This window comes from Aulosira sp. FACHB-615 (genome assembly GCF_014698045.1).
Lineage (GTDB): Bacteria > Cyanobacteriota > Cyanobacteriia > Cyanobacteriales > Nostocaceae > Nostoc_B.
This window is the reverse complement of sequence record NZ_JACJSE010000004.1, coordinates 549,739-570,299: the sequence shown is the minus strand read 5'-3', so window position 1 is coordinate 570,299 and position 20,561 is coordinate 549,739. Positions and strand designations below refer to the sequence as shown.

Sequence of the window (20,561 nt, the reverse complement as noted above, 5' to 3'; positions counted from 1 at the left end):
CACTTCTTCCTAGCTGCATGGCCTGTAATCGGAATTTGGTTCACAGCGTTGGGCGTAAGCACAATGGCGTTCAACCTGAACGGTTTCAACTTCAACCAATCAGTGATTGACTCCCAAGGTCGTGTCATCAACACCTGGGCTGACATCATCAACCGCGCAAACTTAGGTATGGAAGTAATGCACGAGCGTAACGCTCACAACTTCCCCTTAGACTTGGCTGCTGGTGAGCAAGCTCCTGTTGCTATCTCTGCTCCTGCTATCAATGGCTAATCTTCTGAGATAGAATCAATAAATAGTGAATCAAAGGCGCTCTCTTCACGGGGAGCGCCTTTTTGGTTTCTAATTATGATGCGATCGCATTTCCAAATTTTCACCGTACTACCCAATCTACTGTGTGTGCTTCAGTAATATCTGGAACTTCTAAACGCTGCTTTAATTTATACAGCACCTTTTCGGGCAGTTTAGCATGAGCAGGGCGATCGCAATTCCTCCGCAGCAATTCATCCCAAGGTGATTCTAGATAAACAATGCGAATGTTGGCTTGATAACTGGTAAATAAACGAGTTAACATCCCTCGCAATTGACGGCTAATGTTAGTTGCATTCCACACAAAACATTGCCCATCACGCATATATTCTTTGGCTATGGTTTTGGCTGCATTTATCACTACACCTTGGTCATCTTCTGGGCTGATATTCATTTGCTTTCGCAGTGCGTCTAAAGAAATCACTCGCCAGTCAGGCAGATTTTCTTTTATCCAAGTATCTTTCCCTGCACCCGGTAAACCCGACATTATCACTACCCCAAAGCGCGTATCATCAAAGGCTGCATAGTCTGGGTTGCCATTTTCTTTTTGAAAATACACGAACCGACTGTGTGCTGAGGGAAATGCACGCCGTTGGTTAAAACATTGGTTTTCTTGGCAAAATTCGCGGAAAAACTCAATTCGTTCTAATAATTCGGCTTGGTCGTTGCAGTAACGTCCGCGCACATCTGCTTCGGCGAGTAAACCCAGCATATCGCAACGAATGATTTGGCTAACTTTAATTACCGCCCGTTCCGGGTTGGGTTTATCCCAAAACCACAGAGGTAAACTGCCATATTTCACCAAAGCCACAACCGCTTCCCGTTCTGCAAATGGTACATTTAAATCCCAGAGAATTTCCTGTGCCATTTTCGCCCCTTGGAGGACGTGACCTTTAGAAGAAACCGCCCCATCTGTTGCTATTTGAGTGGCTGCGGGTTTAGCGACATCATGTAGTAAAGCTGCGGCGAATAACACAGAACGTTCTTTAGGTGGTAATGTTCGCCATTGGGGTAAAGCGACTAATGCCTCACATACAAGTTTCGTATGAATGAGAACATTCCCCTCAGCATGATAACGTGGGTCTTGGGGACAATCAGCAAGCGATCGCAACCAATCAAATTTTGCTTCTAAAGCTTGCCAGTTAATTGTCCAGTCATCTTTATGAGGACAATAAGGAAACGTCCAATTTTGAATCATAATTAAATACCTGTAAAAATTAGTAGGCTTCAGATCCCCGACTTATTTAAGAAGTCGGGGATCTTTTTAACTAAACAAATCTGCACTAGGATGCAGTTGATTTGGAATTATTGGGCGGTTTAGCCAATGTCCCTCTGACTGCTGAATGGTAGTTAAAAAGCTGGAACGCACATATTTATAACGGGCTGTTACTGTTGCTTGTGGCTCGACTTTAATATATAAACCTTCCATCAAAGCACTTTGGTCAGTTTGTTTGAGGGAACGTTCGACATCTAAGCCTTGTTCCAGACAAATTTGTTGGAAACGCTGCAAATGTGCAGGGGTTTGATAATGGGATTTTCCCAGCAGGGCGATGAGTTGTTGATAAGATTTCAGTTCGCCAGCAAATAAAACAGGTACAGAAACTAAAGGTAAATCTGCAAGTAACTGCTGACGGTTCTTGGTGCTGAGAAAAACTTGCTGTTCTAAATCCAGCACATCGTATTCTAGGAAGTAATGAGGTAAAGCATCGTAAAAAACAGTGTGCTTGGCATACAGCCATTCACCAAACAAAATGAACCGACTCCCTAGAACTTGCCAAAATGCGGTGGCGCGAGTATGCGCCCACTGTTTAAATAAGTTAAAGTGCTTTTCTCTCGCACCACCTGTTAAATAATGTCCACGGCTTTGCAATTTGAGTTGTCCGTTAGAAGTAAAGCTAATAGCGGCGTTTGCGCCATCAACTTTTTCTTCCACGACTACATACTGATTTTTAATTGCACTAAAAGGAACGCTGTCTAAATCTTCATCCCCAGGCTGCAACCGCGAACCCTCGATGTGATGGGTACGCGGATATTTATAAATTTGTTCCATGACTTTTTACCTTGGTGACTGCAATCAAATAACGGCGTGGCGAACTTTCCCGGAATTAAGAGAGGACTTTTGCATTCGCCAGTGAAATGAATTTGATTGAGACTGAAGGACTACATAGACTTTTACCGTAGTTTTCCAAGGATGTATTTTAATAATTACATACTTCACAAGCAACCGCACCGTTTTCGGAAATAGAGCCGCTTGACCTTTAAGACAGTCGCTACATAATTAAAACAGAGTTTTTTATGAAAAAATTATTTTTGAGGTTTCTAGTTGGGAAGAATAGGTTTAAGTTCAAAAGCTAAATTTTTGAGGTTATAGTGCTATCTTACCTACGTGTCCTAGCTTCACTTTTACTTAAGCCCATCAAAGCTATTCATCGATTAGTTAAGTTTTTAATTAAACAACAGCATCAAGCAGACGCATTAACACATTCTAATCTTGGACTTAGTTTATATAATCAAGGACGGTATCAAGATGCTTTAAACCAGTATATTGATGCTCTATATTATTTTCAAAAAATTCATGACTTACAAAATGAAGGTAATACTCTTAGTAGTATTGGGAGCGCATATCGTGGCATGGGCGAATATTCTAAAGCTTTAGAAATCTATGAAAAAGCTATGTCTATTCATCTTCAAATCATGGATCGTAAAATGGAGGGAAAAACGCTTTGTGGTATTGGCACAGTATATTACTTGTTAGGACAATATTCAGAAGCCATCAGACATTATAATCAGTCTTTAATCATTAGTAGAGAAATAGGAGACTTATCTAATGAAGCTACTAATCTCAATAATACTGGCTTAATTTATGAAAGCCTAGGAGAACCACAAAACGCATTACAAAAATATCAAGAAGCCTTAAAGATTTATCAAAATAAAAGTAATCGTAATGGTGAGGCGGCTGTGCTTAATAACCTAGGCTCAGTTTATAGTGATTTAAGTCAATATGAAAAAGCATTAGAACTATATCAGCAATGTCTTACTATTGAAATAGAAAATAATCATTTATCAGGTCAAGTTTCTTCTCTGAACAATATAGGTGCTATTTATCGTAATCTAGGGCAATACTCGAAAGCTTTAGAATACTATAATAAAGCTTTAAAAATTGCTAAAAAAATAGGCGATCGCACCAATGAAGCCACTACACTCCATAATTTTGGAGGTGTTTATGACCAGATAGGAAAATATAATGAAGCATTAAATTATTATCATCAAGCTTTATCAATCCGTCGAGAAATAGGAGCCAGGAAAAATGAAGGCACTACATTAAATAATATTGGAGCAGTTTATACTTTTTTAGAAGACTATCCTAAAGCAATTCAATACTATAAAGAAGCTTTAAATTTACAACAAGAAATAGGAGAGTTAAATAGTCAAGGTACAACTCTCAATAATATAGCTCAAATCTACTATCGCTATGGAGAATATTCAGCAGCTTTAGAATACTATCAAGAGGCGTTAGTGATAGCTAGTAAAACTGGCGATCGTGATACAGAAGCTACTATATTAAGTAATTTAGGACTACTTAATTCTAGTTTAAAAGAATTTGAAAAAGCATTAACTTACTATGAACTTGCCTTGGCTCTGAGAAGAAAAATCGGTGTTATTCCTGGTCAAGCCGAAGCTCTGTATTTAATGGGGAAACTCTATTGTTATTTAGAAAAATATTCTCAAGCAAATGAATCTCTGCAAGCAGCTCTCACTATTAGCCAAGAAATTGGAGATAGAATGAGTGAAAGTGATACTCTTGATATTTTAGGTTCCATGTATAGACAGTTAAACGAATATGAAAAAGCATTGGAACACTATCAAAATTCTTTGATAATTCGTCAACAGTTAGGTAACTCTTTGAGTCAAATAGAAAATCTTGAAAATATAGCTGAGTTATTTATTATACTAAACCAAAAATCTCAAGCTATTGAACATTATCAACGAGCATTAGCTATCACTAGACAACAAGAGTATCACAATTATGAAAGTATAATTATTGACAAAATAAATAAAATTAATAATGCTTAATCTGCCTAAATAACCTGAGTAAATTATAGTAATTTGTAAATACAAAAAATCTTGGCTTACCCATCAACCTTGTCTTCCTTGTCTTCCCTGTCGCTCTTTCCTACCCTACACCCCTAGATAGACCTGCTATGAATTAAAAATTGTCACAATAAATGACGATAACCGTTATTTTTGGACAATCAAACCTATGGGCTTTGGTATTGGTGATGTATTCTGGATTTTTCTACTGCTTTCTTCCCTACAACCCCTCTGGCAAAAGCGCCAAGTAGAATATCAGCGTTTTCGCGCCTTACAAGAATTTCAACAGGAACGCAAAACGCGGGTGATATTACTTATCCACCGTCAAGAATCTATCAGTTTACTGGGTATTCCTCTATCACGCTACATCACAATCGAAGATTCAGAACAAATCTTGCGGGCAATTCGCCTCACACCCCCAGATGTTCCCATTGATTTGATTCTGCATACTCCTGGCGGTTTGGTACTCGCTACCGAACAAATTGCTAGGGCGTTAATTCGTCACCCTTCCAAGGTGACAGTTTTTATCCCACACTATGCTATGAGTGGTGGCACAATGCTGGCTTTGGCTGCTGATGAAATTTGTATGGATGCAAACGCTGTTTTAGGGCCTGTTGATCCCCAATTAGGCAACCTCCCCGCAGCCAGTATTTTAAAGGTAGTTAAAGATAAACCCATCAGCGAGATTGATGACCAGACTTTAATTATGGCTGACCAAGCAGAAAAAGCCATTCAACAAGTACAACGCTTTGTGCGGACGCTGCTAAAAGATAACATCCCTAAACAAAAGGTTCAGCCCGAAAATATTGAACCGATTATCGATGCTTTGACAACTGGACGTGTGACGCACGATTATCCTGTCACGGTGGAAGAAGCAACAGAAATGGGTTTACCTGTCACAGTCGGACTACCCCGTTCTATTTATGACTTGATGGATTTGTATCCCCAACCCCAGGGAGGACGGCCAACTGTCCAGTATATTCCTATGCCTTATGATGACCGTCGTCCAATTTTACCAACACCAAAAGGTAGACCTTTAGAAGAAGCTTAGATTAAGTGCTGAGTGCTGAGTTTATCTATCTGACTACAGCAGCTATCACATTTAAGGTGTTGGTGTTGGTGAAACTGCTGGTGTTGCTGTAGGCTTTGGTATCTCCGTTGGTGTTAGCGTTGGTATGGGTGTTGGTGACGCGGCTGGTGTTGGCGTTGATGTCGTATTTGGTTGAACTGTCGGTTTAGCTGTCGGTTTAGCCGTTGGCTGAGGTTTAGGTTTACCTATAACTTCCTTTGCTGCTGCATCTAGCTTCTGACGGAGTGCTAAATCAGCAATTCCAGTTTCTGAAAGCTGATTTTTTTTCTGATATTCCTTGATTAACTGTTCGGTACGCGGGCCAAAAAATTGATCGCGGGGAAGAGGCGGATTAGGCTTAAGTACTACATTTAAATTGGCTTGGAGAATCTGCACAATATTAGCAGCAAAGTCTTGGGTTTTTGGCCCGGCTATCCCGTCTACACCAAGCTTGTAGCCTTTTTGAAAATCGCGGATTGCTTTTTTAGTTTCCTCGTCGGTTAAAGGTGTATTGGAGACTTTAACTTTGTAACCTAGCCCATGCAACACAGCCCGAAATTCTTGGGGTGTATAGTTACGTTGACGGGCAGCAAAGGAACTGTCAGAAATGATTACACCGGCGCTTACTAGGCAAGTAGCCGCAATAATCGCGCTGGATTTATTAAACCCACACCACATATCTCAAACTCCTTGCAGTTAAATCAGCATTATATGATTAACAGGTGCATTTTACGTTTCTGGAAGACTTTTGTCTCAATGTTTAATCATTTGTGATTAATTAAAATTAATTAATTTATATTGATATAAATTTTTGGCAATCTGGCTGGAGAAGTATTTAGATTTTCTATGTCTACTTCTCAACTCTCTAATTGGGTTATAACTAAATACTTAAAACTTGTATAATCTAAAACAAAAAAATGGTTAATCAAACCTTGCCAAAACACAAAAAACTTTGGTTTGAAAGGTTGATGGCACTGGTGGCCACAGTCAACTTAGGTTTAGTTGTGTTTGATTTGACTTATGTACAATGGCGTGATTTTTATTTGCGGCGATTACCTCAAATTACGCAAATTTATGATCCCATTAAGGGGATTGCTGCCCATAGAGAAACTCAAAGTTATTTAAAAGCGGTAGATGCGCTCAAAGAACAAGTCAACCAGACAGGTTTAACATCTCCACAGGCGAAGGTAAAACTAGACGAACTCACCCGCCTGAGTGGGGAGATGATTGATAGTAACCCATTTGCTGGGGTTGGCAAGAGTGGTACTCTGGAAAAAATTAAAAACAGAATGCGCGATCGCATCGGTAAAGATTCCGCCAAGCAATCCTTTGCCACTTTCTGGAGTCAAGCTTATCTCTCCCAGAAAGGTTGGAATCAAGAAATTACCTTTTTCAACCAAAAAATTAGCCCTTTAATCGCCAGCAACTATTACCGCCAAATCGGTGAAAATAGCGAATATCTCGATGATTTTTGGCTAATAGACCTACCATTTGTCACTATCTTTGCGATCGAGTTTCTCGCACGCATCTTTTACATCAAGCGTCGCCACCCTGGTTCTAGCTTGTTAAATGCAGTATTTGACCGTTGCTATGACTTATTGCTGCTGATGCCGTTTTGGCGATGGTTGCGATTTATACCTGTAGTTGTGCGACTCGACCAAGCGCAACTATTAAATCTGCAACCATTACAGCGCCAAATCAATCAAACAGTTGTAGCGAATTTTGCTGAGGAACTTACGGAAATTGTGGTGGTGCGGGTGATCAACCAAATTCAAATTTCGATTAAACAAGGAGATTTTACCCGTTGGATATCGCAACAAGAAAACCTACGTCCCTATGTAGATATTAATAATGTTAATGAAATTGAAGCGATCGCCGGGATTGTAACCCAAACCGTCGTCTATGAAGTTTTACCCAAAATTCAGCCCGACATAGCGGCAATTTTGCGCCACAACATTGACACAGTACTCAATCAAGTTCCCCTTTACCGCAACCTCCAAGCCTTCCCCGCCATCGGACAAGCTCAAACCCAACTCAGCGAACAATTAGCAACTCAAATCACCACCAGCTTATACAGTGTTTTAGTCAGTGCTATCCAAGATCCCGTAGGTGCAAAACTTACAACCCAACTCGCCCAAAGCTTCACCAACGCTTTAGGCGCAGAAGTACAGCAAAAAAAAGTCACAGCCGAAATTCAAAGCTTGTTATTTGATTTCTTAGAAGAAGTCAAGCTCAACTACGTTCAACGTCTATCCCAAGAAGATATAGAAAGCATTGTCGAGCAAACCAGACAGCTAAGAACACAATCATATATTCAGCCCATCGTTGAGCAAAGTACTGCGATCGTCGAAATGAGAGAGAAAAAAATATGAAGTGTTAAATTTTATCTTCGTGCCTTTTGACCATTGACCACTGACTAATAACAAATGACCATTTAACTATTGACTCTTAGAGAAATGCGCTACACTCAATTTAGGGCGAACTATCATCAGTTCGTTACAAGACTTCTTGGAAGATATCCCTATCGCAGGAAGTGGGTCGAAGCCCACTTTTTTTATTGAAATTTCGCATGACTCATCCGTTAGTCCCACAAATTATCGAATTGGCGACACCAGTAGCAGAACAACTGGGATTAGAAGTCGTTGGTGCAGTTTTTCACACTAACCAACGTCCACCAGTATTGCGGGTAGACATCCGTAATCCCCAGCAAGATACTGGTTTGGATGATTGTGAAAGGATGAGCCGCGCTTTAGAAGCCTGCTTAGATGCAGAGGAGATCATTCCAGATGCCTATGTCTTGGAGGTGTCTAGTCCAGGTATTTCACGCCAATTGGTAACTGACCGGGAATTTATCTCCTTCAAAGGATTTCCTGTGATTGTTTCCACTTCGCCACCCCATGAAGGACAAACAGAGTGGAATGGTCAGTTGATTCGCCGGGATGAAACCAACATTTATTTAAATCAAAAAGGTCGGGTAGTGGAAATTCCTCGTTCTCTCATTACTAGGGTGCAACTAGACGAACGTCGATAAACGAGGGATGAGGGTCTAGAGATTAGAGGCTAGGGACTAGGGACTAGATTCAATCTTTTCTCTAATCCCTATTCCTTAATGCTTTTTCCTACTCCCTACTATGCCAGTTGCCTCAACTGAGGAAACCTCCGCACGGCACTGGCTCCCCTATTCCCTTACTTTTAAAGGAGATTGCTTATGTCAATGGTTAGTCTACCAGGATTAAAAGAATTAATTGAAAGCATTAGTCGGGAGCGCAACTTACCACGGTTAGCAGTGCAATCAGCCATTCGAGAAGCACTACTCAAAGGTTATGAACGTTATCGCCGCGCTCAAAATATAGAACGCAGGCAATTTGATGAAGACTATTTTGACAATTTTGAAGTGGAACTCGATATTGATGAAGAAGGATTTCGCGTCCTCTCCACCAAAACCATTGTTGAAGAAGTTAACAACACCGACCATCAAATTTCTTTAGACGAAGTGCAGCAAGTTGCGCCCGAAGCCCAATTAGGTGATTCTGTAGTTTTGGATGTCACCCCCGATCAAGGCGAATTTGGTCGGATGGCCGCTATGCAAACCAAGCAAGTTCTAGCCCAAAAATTACGGGATCAACAACGCCAAATGGTGCAAGAAGAGTTCCAAGATTTAGAAGGAACCGTCTTGCAAGCCAGAGTGCTGCGCTTTGAAAGACAATCAGTTATTTTGGCAGTTAGCAGTACTTTTGGTCAGCCAGAAGTAGAAGCCGAATTACCAAAACGGGAACAGCTACCAAACGATAATTATCGTGCCAATGCCACCTTCAAGGTCTACCTCAAGAAAGTTTCCCAAGGGCAACAACGGGGGCCACAGCTTTTAGTATCCCGCGCTGATGCAGGGTTAGTGGTTTATTTGTTTGCCAATGAAGTTCCAGAAATTGAAGATGAAGTGGTGCGGATAGTCGCTGTCGCACGGGAAGCAAATCCGCCATCGCGTTATGTTGGCCCCCGGACTAAAATCGCGGTAGACACCTTAGATCGAGATGTTGACCCAGTAGGTGCTTGTATTGGCGCACGGGGATCACGCATTCAAGTAGTAGTGAATGAATTACGCGGCGAAAAAATCGATGTAATTCGTTGGTCGCCCGACCCAGCCACATATATTGCCAACGCCTTAAGCCCAGCCAGAGTAGATGAAGTCCGCCTTATGGACCCGGAAACGCGGCAAACTCACGTCTTAGTAGCCGAAGATCAACTGAGTTTGGCAATTGGGAAAGAAGGTCAAAACGTCCGCCTCGCGGCTCGCTTAACAGGTTGGAAAATCGATATTAAAGATAAAGCCAAGTACGACCATGCAGGCGAAGATGAGAAATTTGCAGCTGTCCGCGCCCAAGCTCAACTAGAGCAAGAACAAATGGAACTAGAGGAAGATGACATCGACTTAGAAGATGATGATCTGGAACTCGAAGAATTAGATGCAGAAAATCAACAAGAATTAGACGATGAATCTTTTGATCTGGATGAAACAGAATAATTTCTTAATTTTCTGGAGAAACAGCAGTCTATATAGGAATTAGCAACAAATCTCCGCCTCAACCAGTACGGGAGAAAGCAAATACGATGGCTATAGTTCTGCTAATATTTAGCTCAGGAAGAGTTTTAATAATTACTTGAGAAAATATGAGGTATTAGTAAAAGGTTAGCTGTAATAGCTTAACTTTGCTATAAAACTACTGAGTCATAATTTGCTGATGGAATTAATAAAAAATTTAAAATTCCGGTTCAGCCATGATTATTCATTTAGGGAGGTAAATCCAAAATTCTCAATTGTTTGACTTCATGCCTATAAAAAACTGATGAAACCGAATTATCGGCGTTGTATTAGTTGCCGCAAAGTCGGCTTGAAGCAAGACTTTTGGCGGATAATCCGCGTCTTTCCATCTGGAAAGGTACAATTAGATGAGGGCATGGGGCGCTCTGCCTATCTTTGTCCGCAAGCAACTTGTTTGCAAACGGCACAAAAAAAGAATAGATTAGGGCGATCGCTACAAGCATCAGTGCCAGAAACACTGTATCAGACATTGTGGCAACGTCTAGCCCCAAGTCATCACCAAAATCAAATATCAGGTTGAAAAACTTGGTGGCGGTAATCCCCAGAGGATTGTGCCTAAAGCCGAACTGTTCGCGCTTCCAACACACCCTCTGCAATTATTGGGGTTAGTGCCAAAATAGTAAAAGGGCGTAGTTTGTGAGCGGCTCTTGAAAAAAGAACCCAGCAATACTCCCAGAAAGTTTTACTCGATTGTGTTGTGGAAGACTCAGAATCAGCAAAACAAAAAACTACAGAATGGCAACCTGGTAGCGATCAGGCGCAATTCGGCATCACCAGTTCCAATAAATTTTTTTTATTAACAAAATTTTTATGGGAGCAAGTCAACAGCCAAATTTGGCACAGATGCCAACATTAACCTGAAACATCTCTCTTTCCTGATTGGAGGCACCGGCAAAATTACCAAGGGCAACCGAAAAACAGTGATCTAAGGATGGAGATGTCGCACTCCCAGGCAACCATCCGCCAAAAAACTGTAAATTAAAGGGGAAGAGTGGATGAACAACGGCAAAGTTAGAATTTATGAATTATCAAAGGAATTGAATTTGGATAACAAAGAGCTATTAGCAATTTGCGACCAGCTCAATATTGCGGTCAAAAGCCATAGCAGCACAATTTCAGAATCAGAGGCAGAACGAATCCGGACGGCTGCCGAAAAATTGGCAGTAACGAATGGAACACCTAAAAGAGAAATAGGAACACACCCCCCAAAACCAAATTCACATCAACCTGGCTCTCATAGCCGACCTGCACCACCACCACACAAACAACAAATTTTGGAAATTCGTAAACCCAAAATATTGAGAAATCCTAACACCAATGCCCCAGAGGCATCAGTAGCTAATCAGAATCAATCAGCTTCTTCTGAAGTCAATTCTCCAGCACCTCCACGGCCCTTCGCTACACCAGTCTCATCCATGAAGCCGACGGCACCAACCAGACCTGTACCCCGGAATCAATCTGAGAACTCACAGGCACCTGCTGTTACAGATGCACCCCAAAAAGCAAATACGCCCTTAGCAGAAAACACAGCAGCAGAAAAGCCAGAAAGAGCGCCTTCGCATAAGTCCAGGCCAGAAAAACCGCAAAAACCGCAATTATCTGCGCCACCTGCAAGACCAGAAGCGGAAAAACCCGCAGTTGGTGGGTCAAGTACGGCAGAAAAACCGATACTGAAGCGCGATCGCGACCAAACTAGCAACAATAAACCAACTAAGGCTGGCAAACCATCTCAGTCTCACTCAGACTCATCCCCAGCACCCAAGCAAAGTCGCCAAAACTCAGGGCCTGTCAAAGCCGAACCGCGAACAAATCGGAACTCGGCTCCCGGTTCAGGAGATGTACCACGTCCCCAAAGGCCAGTGCGTCAATCAGAATCGGCGGCGACTGTACCCTTGGCAACTCCGCCTAGCAGACCTACAGGTGCAGCCACAGGCAAAGTCTCAGTGGATGATGATGCCGTCGTTCCAGAACTCTTAGACTTAAAACGACCCACACCACCTCGTTTAGCCAAAGGTGGTAAAAAATGGCAAGAAGAAGAAATCATCGACGAAGTTAAAGAGAAATCCGGCAAAGGTGCCCCCAAAGGCAAGCGGGTCAAACCAATTCTGGAAGATGACTTTGAAGATGATGATTTGCTAGAAGAAGGTCTAGACATCCCGGCTACCATCCAGGCAACTCTTTCGATCGCTCGTCCGCCAAAACCAAAAGCAGCGCGACCAGCCCAAACAGCACCCACATCCGTGGCTACCCCAACTGTTAGGGGCAAGAGAACTACCTCAAATCGCGGTGAACAGAACCGTCGTCAAGAAGCAGAGCCAAAACGCGATCGCCCAGCCAAAATCGTGGTCACAGGCCCGATGACTGTGCAGGAACTCGCCAACGAATTGGTAGTTGCAGATACAGAGATTGTGAAAATCCTGTTCCTCAAAGGTATGGCGGTGAGTATCACCCAAAATTTGGATATCCCAACCATCACCTTAGTAGGTAAAGAGTTAGAAGTAGAAGTCGAAACCGCCGAACCAGAAGCAGAAGCGCGGAAAGTCACAGAAATGATCGACGTAGCAGATTTAGAATATCTGATTCGTCGTCCGCCAGTTGTCACCATTATGGGTCACGTAGACCACGGTAAAACCACCCTACTCGACTCGATTCGCAAAACCAAAGTCGCGGCTGGAGAAGCTGGGGGTATTACCCAACACATCGGTGCATACCATGTGGACATCGAACATGACAACAAGCTGCATCAGATTGTCTTCTTGGATACTCCGGGTCACGAAGCCTTCACCGCAATGCGGGCTAGAGGCGCGAGGGTGACAGATATCGCCATTTTGGTAGTAGCAGCCGATGATGGTGTGCGTCCCCAAACAATTGAAGCCATCAGCCACGCCCAAGCCGCCGAAGTGCCAATTGTAGTCGCTATCAACAAAATTGATAAAGAAGGCGCACAACCAGACCGGGTGAAACAAGAATTGACACAATATGGCTTAACCCCAGAAGAATGGGGCGGCGAAACCATCATGGTGCCAGTCAGTGCGATTAAGGGTGAAAACCTCGATACACTCCTGGAAATGATTTTGTTGGTGGCAGAAGTTGAAGAACTCTCAGCCAACCCCGATCGCCTAGCTAAAGGTACTGTGATTGAAGCCCACCTGGATAAAGCCAAGGGTGCAGTTGCTACCTTGTTGATTCAAAACGGTAGTCTCCACGTCGGAGATATGCTCGTGGCAGGTTCAGCCTTTGGTAAAGTCCGGGCAATGGTCGATGACCGTGGACGGAGAGTCGAAGCAGCCACACCTTCCTTTGCGGTTGAGGTGTTGGGGTTAAGTGATGTACCTGCCGCAGGGGATGACTTCGAGGTCTTCGAGAATGAAAAAGAAGCCCGGAGTATTGCAGGCGATCGCGCCGACAAACAACGTCTATCACGACTGTTGCAGGGACGTGTCACCCTAACTACCCTATCGGCACAAGCTCAAGAAGGCGAGTTGAAGGAACTCAACTTAATCCTCAAAGGCGACGTGCAAGGTTCTGTCGAAGCGATTATTGGTTCGCTGAAGCAAATCCCCCAAAACGAAGTGCAGATTCGGATGCTGTTAGCATCGGCTGGGGAAATCACCCAAACAGACATTGACTTAGCTGCTGCTAGTAACGCAGTCATCATTGGCTTTAACACCACCTACGCCAGTGGCGCAAGACAAGCTGCTGATGAGGCTGGTGTGGATGTCCGGGAGTATAACATCATCTATAAACTCCTCGAAGATATCCAAGGAGCCTTGGAAGGTCTGTTGGAACCAGAGTTGGTGGAAGAAGCCCTTGGTCAGTGCGAAGTCCGTGCTGTCTTCCCAGTGGGTAAAGGAGCCGTTGCTGGCTGTTATGTGCAGTCTGGCAAGCTGGTACGTAACTGCAAACTGCGTGTGCGTCGTGGCGGTAAAGTCGTCTACGAAGGAGTCCTTGATTCTCTCAAACGGATCAAAGACGATGTTCGGGAAGTCAATGCCGGTTATGAATGCGGTATTAACGTCGATAAATTCCATGACTGGGTAGAAGGCGACATTATTGAAGCCTACCAGATGGTGACAAAACGTCGTACCCTCACATTGACAAGATAGTGGTTAACACTAAGTGCTGAGTTTCAGTGAAAGTTGAAGTGTGTCGAACTGAAAATAAGCTAGGTTCCACACGCAAAACTTCCAACTCAGCACTCAGCACTTTAAACTCAGCACTTACAGTATGTCTTCGTTTCGCTCTGACCCTATATTGTGGATTCACATTGCTGGATTAGCGACACTGCCATTTTTCTTGGTTTTGTGCTTATTGTCCTTGGCGATCGGTGAACCACTCTTCCCGGTGTGGGGAGAAATATTGTTAGTCGCCACTGTTGGCGTTACTCCACTATTGTGGATGCAGCTACGCCGCCCATTTTATATATATTCTCTTTTAGGGATCGCTCTCAAACCCGAAAATTTAACAGAACAACAGCGCAAGATACTTTGTTTAATTAATACTAAATTAAACCGGGTGTTGTCTCTGGTGTCCGCCATAATATTAACGGTCATCTTGTGGCAGCTTTACAAAGTTGTACCCCAAATGCAACATTTAGTCAGCTTTTTGCCGCAATGGCATAGCTTAGGCTTACTTTTAGCTGCTGTAGCTTTTTTAGCAAGTAATTTATTTTTACAAGTTCCCGTGAGTGTGGCACGGATTTTAGTGACTAATGACACAGAATTTGCTGCCATCGAACCGTTATCTTTAGAAAATATCAAGCATGATTTCACTATTTTAGGGGTGCAAGTTAATCAAATTTTACCCAGGTTGTTTCAATCCTTCATCGGGAGCAATAGAAACTCGCAGCAGCCCTAAAAATCAGAACCTAATCAATTTCTTCGCAGAGTATACGCTGTCTCATTCAGACTGATTCGTATTTGCTCACAATGAAAACTGCCATAACTTTAAAAGTTGAGGAATCAGGGACTATGACTCCAACTTCTGCTGCTAGTAATCTCCAATATCCCGCAGATACCGAAATTTGGTATAGCCTTAAATGTGCGATCGCGGCTAGTTCCGGTTTCCAACGTTGGCAACTAGAACGTAATACCCAATTACAAGGTTTGCGCCTGGAACAACAAGTACAAAAGTATTTAAGAGAAACTTTAGAAACTTTAGCTTACTAAAATCAATTTATTCTAGCTTGTTTATTTACAAGCAATACTTTAAGGGAAGCATGATCATCATGCTTCCCTTAATCTATATATTTATGTTGAATTTAAGGTTTGGAACTACTGATGTTGGGATGATTCTCTGAATTAGGTACAGTGGCTGCATTGGTCGATTTTTTCAGAGAGAGAAATATATCATAGCGGGTACTGCGGCTGTCACTCACTGAGGTTGTTGCGCCAATGGAACGAGTCGCTTCTAAAAAAGTTCTTTGTTTGGGAAATAGGGTATTGAGGGTAAAGTTATTTACCATGCGTTCGACATCTATAAAAAATGCACTATTTGTGGGATTCAACTCTGTCGGCACAGTTTGTTGATATGCAAGATTGCTGGCTAATGTGCTAGTGGGTTTAGGCACAATTTTATCGGTAACGGGAGCGCCTAATACCATGAACGCAGTATCTTGATCTAACCAGCCGTGGCTGGCTGTTAAAGTGCCGAAAGGCCCAATCCAGTTAACAACAGGTTGACCTGCAACTGTTCCTGGTTGAATTTGGAATTGGTATTGAGTTTTAATGATGTCATCTAGCTTTTGGAGAGATGCTTCAGCTAATTTGCGATCGCTGGCTTTAACCATGAATACCAATCCAGCCCTAAAATCTCCTGGTGCGCCGTTGTTTTGAACGTTGGGAATCAGCGAGACAGCAAACTCACCTTTCATCCAACTGAGTAAATCTCGTTCTAAATCAAGACTCGTCAGCGATTTCACCCCGCTACGTAATTGTTCTGGAGATACGGGTGAAAGCGGATTTCCTTGGGATGTGAGAATATAGTCACCCCACAGCCGTTGTAAATTACTACCAGATAACATCATCAAGGTTTCTGCTGGCATTCGCTGCTGCATATTACCTGCTGAGTTATCCACCGACAGTAGACGCTGGCTTTGAGGATTCAGCCACGAAACGCCCTTTAAGCGTATGCCATCTGACTCTAAACTAATCGCCCCCGCTAAACCTTGGTTATTTTGCAATTGTGCCAAAACTTGGGCTGGTAAACGTCGATTGGGAGCTTTAGTGGCAATTTTGGCAGCATTTGGGACGTTGATGTAAAATTGGGCAAAAGAATTAGACTCAGAGATTTTGGGGAAATTCTCAGCGAAACTGCCAACTGTTGCCAAGGATGTTTGATGTTTGTAGGCATCAATTGCCCGTTCCGTGGCTTTCGGGTTATCGGTAATCACCAGGAAGCGTTTATCGAGTAATGTGGCAGAAAGGTTTGTCCCAAATTCCCCTTCGCTTTGTTTGATGGGGACTCCCTGATAGGTGCGGTCAATCCATTTCCCGGTTTTTAAGGCTTTGGGTTGTGCCAAAATTTTTTGCGCTAAGTCTGAATTTTTCACAGGTAAAACCATCACCATTGACTGCTGGCTGTCAGGTGTAAGGCTATCGGTAGCTACAGGCTTAGACTGATTTGTTTCGGGAGCTAAAATCGCCAAGGTAACTTCTTTGTCTACCCAAGGTTGAATATCTTGCTCAAAATTAAAACCATTATTCGTCAGAAAGCGATCGCGCAACTGCATTAAAGTTTGATTAAGTTGTGCTTGCGATTCTTTTGTGCCGAATTCCTGCAATTTCTGCCATTGTTTGGGATCTGTAGTCACAGAAGCAGCAAACAGTGCATCATTCGGGATAATATTTGCACCTACTAATAAATTTCCAGAAAAATGCCCTTGGCTGAACAATCTATAGGCTACTCCGCCACCAATAATTAATAAACCAGTAGCCGAGAGCGTCAGTGCCAAAGACGGTTTCTGTTTTTTCTTCACGGGAACAGACACAATAGGCAGCGCCATTGAAACCAATACCTCATACTTGCGAACTTTTTACTTGTTTGACCAAGTAAACTTAAGCTTTTTTCTTACTTTTGGGCTGTTTTTCAACAATTGTCTCTACCCTAAAATTTTTCTGATACTTCGGTAATCAACTTGAGCTATTTTTCCTTTAAAAGTAGTGATTTTGTTGTTAGTTAATCTTTTTAACATGCTTTACTCTATTTCGCAGGCAACTTTTCTCTAAAAGTTTGCTGTGTTAATCAAGCTTAATTAGAGAACTTTGTCATAATTTACGCATTCATACTACGAATCAATATAAGTTTCCAAGTTTATTCTCAGCATTATGAGGATATAACTAACTTCAAAAAGCTGCAAGTCTCCAGTAATTTGTAATTTTTACTACTGATACATCTGAGTTCTTTTATATTTAAAGCTCAAAAATATATAGCAATCCTAAATGATTCATTAACATCTGTCTCCCTTGTCTTTGTTGTTCACATATCAACTAGGACTGCTATAGCTGTGAGGCACTAATTTTTGAAATTATAATTACTGACAACTATTTTTACCAAAATTAGCAAAACTCAAATTTCGGCGATTTAGCGATATTTTGACACTTAATATTAGCTAGAACGCGGTAAATGAATCCGCCATCTAGAAATAATTTTTAGATAAATTTAACTTTTCTTAGTTCCGGTAATTTTTTTACCGAATCAGAGTTGGATTTGAATGTAGCGATCGCCACTGCATTCTACACTTTGCCATTCGTCCCACTCAATTGCATCGGCCCCAAATACTTGGTTAAATACGGCGAAAACACCTCATAAATTAAAGTTAGCGGTTGTCCATGATGCCAAAACAAGTAGTGACGACCCCAAAACGGCCCAGGCACATCAAAACCAGACTCCAACGCTGCCGAGTTGCCATAATAAATACCGCGCACATCCCGATATAACTCTGTACGGAGACGCGCCAAACTCGCCCAAATTGGCAATGAACGATTTTGTAAATACTCATCTACATGGCTGGCTTCCCACCAAGATGTCGCATAAGCCAATCTCTGTCCTGACGCAGTACGTAACCACACCTGACGGCGCAGTCTTGGCCCTGGCACAGCTTGAATCAAATCAGGCGCATCATCTAAATCTGTACCAATCAAGGACATATCAATCACATCGACTTCTGTCGGTTCACCTGTCAGCAATTCTAAATGCCGAGTCGGAGAACCATCACCCAACAACAGCAGTTGCCAAGCAGGAGCCAACTGTGTGTGGGGTAAACTCTTTTGGATAACTTCTTCGTCCCCTTGCCAAATCGGAGTTAGACGGTGCCAAGCTGTTGGCAGCGCAGGATTGTTCGTCAGAGTAAAAATAGCAGTCAATTTTATTTACAAAAGTTCATCTATCTCTATAAAAGCACAAAAAAAGTCAATAGTTCAAAGCTGATAATCAGTAGTTAGGCATTGCTTAACTATTGACCATTCACTCATAACCATTGACCCAGCCCTTGCGGGGCAGGAACAGGAAGGTTGTCGAAGTCTTCTCTGTTCCCTTTTCATCAAAAATGCGGATGGCGAGACTCGAACTCGCAAGGCAAAGCCACACGCACCTCAAGCGTGCGCGTATACCAATTCCGCCACATCCGCGAGAGTTCACTGAAGAACTAATATAGCACAAAAAAGTGATTATAGTAAGGTAATATCTAATTTTGCAAAATTTACCAAAAATTTAAGTGAACATGTTCACAACTTTCCCGAAGGTGGATATCAGACTAACAGAAATGTAATAGCGCCACAAGTGATATTAAAAGGGTATAGCTACTTTAAGATGTTCCGCACTCACCACAGCCTCGTTCGGGAAACTGGCACAGACAAGCAGATGTGAAGCTGTTAATCTGGTTAAGACCCGTAGAGACTCCCTGGCAGTCCTGACCTTTGTGAAACTGCGAAGGGCGTATATATACTGCTCAGGATGCTGCTGAAAAAACTCTCATCTTTATTTGTAACCAAGTCAAAGCTTTGTTGCAAATCAGATAAGAGAAAATGTCAATCTACTGGTACTAATATCGAAACTCGAAAATGAAGTTTGACAAAATACTAATTGCTAATCGGGGAGAAATCGCCCTTCGTATTCTCCGCGCCTGTGAAGAAATGGGAATAGCGACTGTTGCGGTTCACTCCACTGTTGATCGGAATGCGCTCCATGTACAGTTGGCTGATGAAGCCGTTTGTATTGGTGAGCCTGCCAGCAGTAAAAGTTATTTAAATATTCCCAACATCATTGCTGCCGCCTTGACCCGGAATGCCACTGCCATTCATCCTGGCTATGGTTTTTTGTCAGAAAATGCCAAATTTGCCGAAATTTGTGCAGATCATCATATTGCGTTTATTGGCCCGACTCCAGAAGCAATTCGGTTGATGGGAGATAAATCCACAGCCAAAGAAACCATGCAAAAAGCTGGAGTGCCAACAGTACCGGGGAGCGATGGCTTAGTCGAGTCAGAACAAGAAGGATTAGCACTGGCGAAGGAAATTGGCTATCCCGTGATGATTAAAGCCACGGCTGGCGGCGGTGGACGAGGGATGCGTTTAGTCCGTTCGGAAGAAGAATTTGTCAAACTGTTTTTAGCTGCTCAAGGTGAAGCTGGCGCAGCCTTTGGTAATTCTGGCGTTTATATCGAAAAATTTATTGAACGTCCCCGCCATATTGAATTTCAAATTTTGGCAGATAACTATGGCAATGTGATTCACTTGGGTGAACGGGATTGTTCTATTCAACGCCGTAACCAAAAATTATTAGAAGAAGCCCCTAGTCCAGCCCTTGACCCTGACCTGCGCGAGAAAATGGGACAAGCTGCGGTCAAAGCTGCCCAGTTTATTAACTTTACCGGGGCTGGTACGATTGAATTTCTCTTAGATCGGTCGGGTAGTTTCTACTTTATGGAAATGAACACCCGCATTCAAGTAGAGCATCCTGTCACCGAGATGATTACTGGTGTGGACTTAGTAGTCGAACAAATTCGGGTGGCTCAGGGCGAAAGACTCAGGCTAACTCAAGACCAAGTGATTTTGCGGGGACACGCCATAGAATGCCGCATCAACGCCGAAGACCCAGACCACGATTTCCGTCCCGCCCCAGGTCGCATTAGCGGTTATCTTCCCCCTGGTGGCCCTGGTGTGCGAATTGATTCCCACGTTTACACCGATTACCAAATTCCCCCCTACTACGATTCTCTGATTGGTAAGTTGATTGTTTGGGGGCCAGACCGTGCCACTGCTATTACTAGAATGAAACGCGCCCTGCGGGAATGTGCTATTACGGGACTACCAACAACTATTGGTTTTCATCAAAGAATTATGGAAAACCCACAGTTTTTACAAGGCAATGTTTACACCAACTTCATTCAAGAAATGAAACTTTAGGGAATTAGGAAGTAGAAGGTAAAGGGAAAGGGTAAAAGGCTGAGAAATATCTTATTTTCAGTTGACTACCTGTCCCTTTCCTGTTCACGCA

16 protein-coding genes, 1 tRNA gene and 1 pseudogene are annotated in these 20,561 nt (G+C 42.7%); 12 read left to right on the top strand and 6 right to left on the bottom strand.

The window, feature by feature from the left end:
* Positions 1-270: pseudogene (locus H6G77_RS09685) on the top strand (photosystem II q(b) protein); the annotation flags it as partial.
* A 100-nt stretch (positions 271-370) separates the two neighbouring features.
* Here H6G77_RS09685 and H6G77_RS09680 read toward each other — a convergent pair.
* Together H6G77_RS09680 and H6G77_RS09675 are read right to left on the bottom strand one after the other, a co-directional pair.
* A complete protein-coding gene (locus H6G77_RS09680; RefSeq protein WP_190871435.1) occupies positions 371-1,504 on the bottom strand; it encodes an AAA family ATPase in 1,134 nt (377 codons plus the stop codon).
* Between the two features lie 66 nt (positions 1,505-1,570).
* Positions 1,571-2,356 (bottom strand): RNA ligase family protein, encoded by a 786-nt coding sequence (locus tag H6G77_RS09675; protein ID WP_190591123.1) that lies wholly within the window; start codon positions 2,354-2,356, stop codon positions 1,571-1,573.
* Between the two features lie 320 nt (positions 2,357-2,676).
* Here H6G77_RS09675 and H6G77_RS09670 point away from each other — a divergent pair, with 320 nt between their 5' ends.
* The gene (locus H6G77_RS09670; RefSeq protein WP_190871434.1) at positions 2,677-4,380 is read left to right on the top strand and encodes a tetratricopeptide repeat protein; all 1,704 of its coding nucleotides are present in this window, start codon (positions 2,677-2,679) and stop codon (positions 4,378-4,380) included.
* Positions 4,381-4,567: 187 nt separating this feature from the next.
* Complete coding sequence (locus H6G77_RS09665) at positions 4,568-5,449, top strand: SDH family Clp fold serine proteinase (protein WP_190677804.1); 882 nt, start codon at positions 4,568-4,570, stop codon at positions 5,447-5,449.
* 51 nt (positions 5,450-5,500) lie between these two features.
* Here H6G77_RS09665 and H6G77_RS09660 read toward each other — a convergent pair whose 3' ends face one another.
* Positions 5,501-6,145 (bottom strand): peptidoglycan-binding protein, encoded by a 645-nt coding sequence (locus tag H6G77_RS09660; protein WP_190677799.1) that lies wholly within the window; start codon positions 6,143-6,145, stop codon positions 5,501-5,503.
* Between the two features lie 239 nt (positions 6,146-6,384).
* Between H6G77_RS09660 and H6G77_RS09655 the strand changes: the two genes are divergently transcribed.
* From H6G77_RS09655 to H6G77_RS09620, 8 genes are all read left to right on the top strand, one after another.
* The gene (locus tag H6G77_RS09655; protein ID WP_190871433.1) at positions 6,385-7,839 is read left to right on the top strand and encodes a hypothetical protein; all 1,455 of its coding nucleotides are present in this window, start codon (positions 6,385-6,387) and stop codon (positions 7,837-7,839) included.
* A 197-nt stretch (positions 7,840-8,036) separates the two neighbouring features.
* Positions 8,037-8,498 (top strand): ribosome maturation factor RimP, encoded by a 462-nt coding sequence (rimP, locus tag H6G77_RS09650; protein WP_190591140.1) that lies wholly within the window; start codon positions 8,037-8,039, stop codon positions 8,496-8,498.
* 177 nt (positions 8,499-8,675) lie between these two features.
* On the top strand, positions 8,676-9,989 hold the full coding sequence (gene nusA, locus H6G77_RS09645; RefSeq protein WP_190591142.1) for a transcription termination factor NusA: 1,314 nt from the start codon (positions 8,676-8,678) through the stop codon (positions 9,987-9,989).
* 322 nt (positions 9,990-10,311) lie between these two features.
* Positions 10,312-10,587, top strand: coding sequence for a YlxR family protein (locus H6G77_RS09640; RefSeq protein ID WP_190591144.1), 276 nt, complete (start codon positions 10,312-10,314; stop codon positions 10,585-10,587).
* A 177-nt stretch (positions 10,588-10,764) separates the two neighbouring features.
* A complete protein-coding gene (locus tag H6G77_RS09635) occupies positions 10,765-10,923 on the top strand; it encodes a hypothetical protein (RefSeq protein WP_190591146.1) in 159 nt (52 codons plus the stop codon).
* A gap of 139 nt (positions 10,924-11,062) precedes the next feature.
* The gene (infB, locus tag H6G77_RS09630; RefSeq protein ID WP_190591148.1) at positions 11,063-14,173 is read left to right on the top strand and encodes a translation initiation factor IF-2; all 3,111 of its coding nucleotides are present in this window, start codon (positions 11,063-11,065) and stop codon (positions 14,171-14,173) included.
* A 121-nt stretch (positions 14,174-14,294) separates the two neighbouring features.
* Positions 14,295-14,924: a low-complexity tail membrane protein gene (locus tag H6G77_RS09625; protein WP_190871432.1), complete on the top strand. Its 630-nt coding sequence runs from the start codon at positions 14,295-14,297 to the stop codon at positions 14,922-14,924.
* 113 nt (positions 14,925-15,037) lie between these two features.
* The gene (locus tag H6G77_RS09620; protein ID WP_190591151.1) at positions 15,038-15,235 is read left to right on the top strand and encodes a hypothetical protein; all 198 of its coding nucleotides are present in this window, start codon (positions 15,038-15,040) and stop codon (positions 15,233-15,235) included.
* Positions 15,236-15,327: 92 nt separating this feature from the next.
* Here the strand turns inward: H6G77_RS09620 and H6G77_RS09615 are convergent, their stop codons facing one another.
* The 3 genes from H6G77_RS09615 to H6G77_RS09605 all read right to left on the bottom strand — a co-directional run bounded on the left by H6G77_RS09615 (position 15,328) and on the right by H6G77_RS09605 (position 18,694).
* Positions 15,328-17,070, bottom strand: coding sequence for a DUF3352 domain-containing protein (locus H6G77_RS09615; protein WP_190871431.1), 1,743 nt, complete (start codon positions 17,068-17,070; stop codon positions 15,328-15,330).
* Between the two features lie 730 nt (positions 17,071-17,800).
* Entirely contained in the window at positions 17,801-18,430 is a 630-nt protein-coding gene (locus H6G77_RS09610; protein ID WP_190591155.1) for a chorismate lyase, read from the bottom strand.
* Between the two features lie 183 nt (positions 18,431-18,613).
* Positions 18,614-18,694, bottom strand: a tRNA-Leu gene (locus H6G77_RS09605).
* Between the two features lie 432 nt (positions 18,695-19,126).
* Here H6G77_RS09605 and accC point away from each other — a divergent pair.
* Positions 19,127-20,470: an acetyl-CoA carboxylase biotin carboxylase subunit gene (gene accC, locus H6G77_RS09600; protein WP_190672038.1), complete on the top strand. Its 1,344-nt coding sequence runs from the start codon at positions 19,127-19,129 to the stop codon at positions 20,468-20,470.
* Positions 20,471-20,561: the final 91 nt, after the last annotated feature.

What these genes read in the sequence shown, in the direction of transcription:
- H6G77_RS09660 (WP_190677799.1), bottom strand. Translation starts at nt 6,145, where the DNA reads ATGTGGTGTGGGTTTAATAAATCCAGCGCGATTATTGCGGCTACTTGC.
- rimP (WP_190591140.1), top strand. Translation starts at nt 8,037, where the DNA reads ATGACTCATCCGTTAGTCCCACAAATTATCGAATTGGCGACACCAGTA.
- H6G77_RS09655 (WP_190871433.1), top strand. Translation starts at nt 6,385, where the DNA reads ATGGTTAATCAAACCTTGCCAAAACACAAAAAACTTTGGTTTGAAAGG.
- H6G77_RS09615 (WP_190871431.1), bottom strand. Translation starts at nt 17,070, where the DNA reads ATGGCGCTGCCTATTGTGTCTGTTCCCGTGAAGAAAAAACAGAAACCG.
- H6G77_RS09665 (WP_190677804.1), top strand. Translation starts at nt 4,568, where the DNA reads ATGGGCTTTGGTATTGGTGATGTATTCTGGATTTTTCTACTGCTTTCT.
- infB (WP_190591148.1), top strand. Translation starts at nt 11,063, where the DNA reads ATGAACAACGGCAAAGTTAGAATTTATGAATTATCAAAGGAATTGAAT.
- nusA (WP_190591142.1), top strand. Translation starts at nt 8,676, where the DNA reads ATGTCAATGGTTAGTCTACCAGGATTAAAAGAATTAATTGAAAGCATT.
- accC (WP_190672038.1), top strand. Translation starts at nt 19,127, where the DNA reads ATGAAGTTTGACAAAATACTAATTGCTAATCGGGGAGAAATCGCCCTT.
- H6G77_RS09625 (WP_190871432.1), top strand. Translation starts at nt 14,295, where the DNA reads ATGTCTTCGTTTCGCTCTGACCCTATATTGTGGATTCACATTGCTGGA.
- H6G77_RS09640 (WP_190591144.1), top strand. Translation starts at nt 10,312, where the DNA reads ATGAAACCGAATTATCGGCGTTGTATTAGTTGCCGCAAAGTCGGCTTG.
- H6G77_RS09675 (WP_190591123.1), bottom strand. Translation starts at nt 2,356, where the DNA reads ATGGAACAAATTTATAAATATCCGCGTACCCATCACATCGAGGGTTCG.
- H6G77_RS09680 (WP_190871435.1), bottom strand. Translation starts at nt 1,504, where the DNA reads ATGATTCAAAATTGGACGTTTCCTTATTGTCCTCATAAAGATGACTGG.
- H6G77_RS09620 (WP_190591151.1), top strand. Translation starts at nt 15,038, where the DNA reads ATGACTCCAACTTCTGCTGCTAGTAATCTCCAATATCCCGCAGATACC.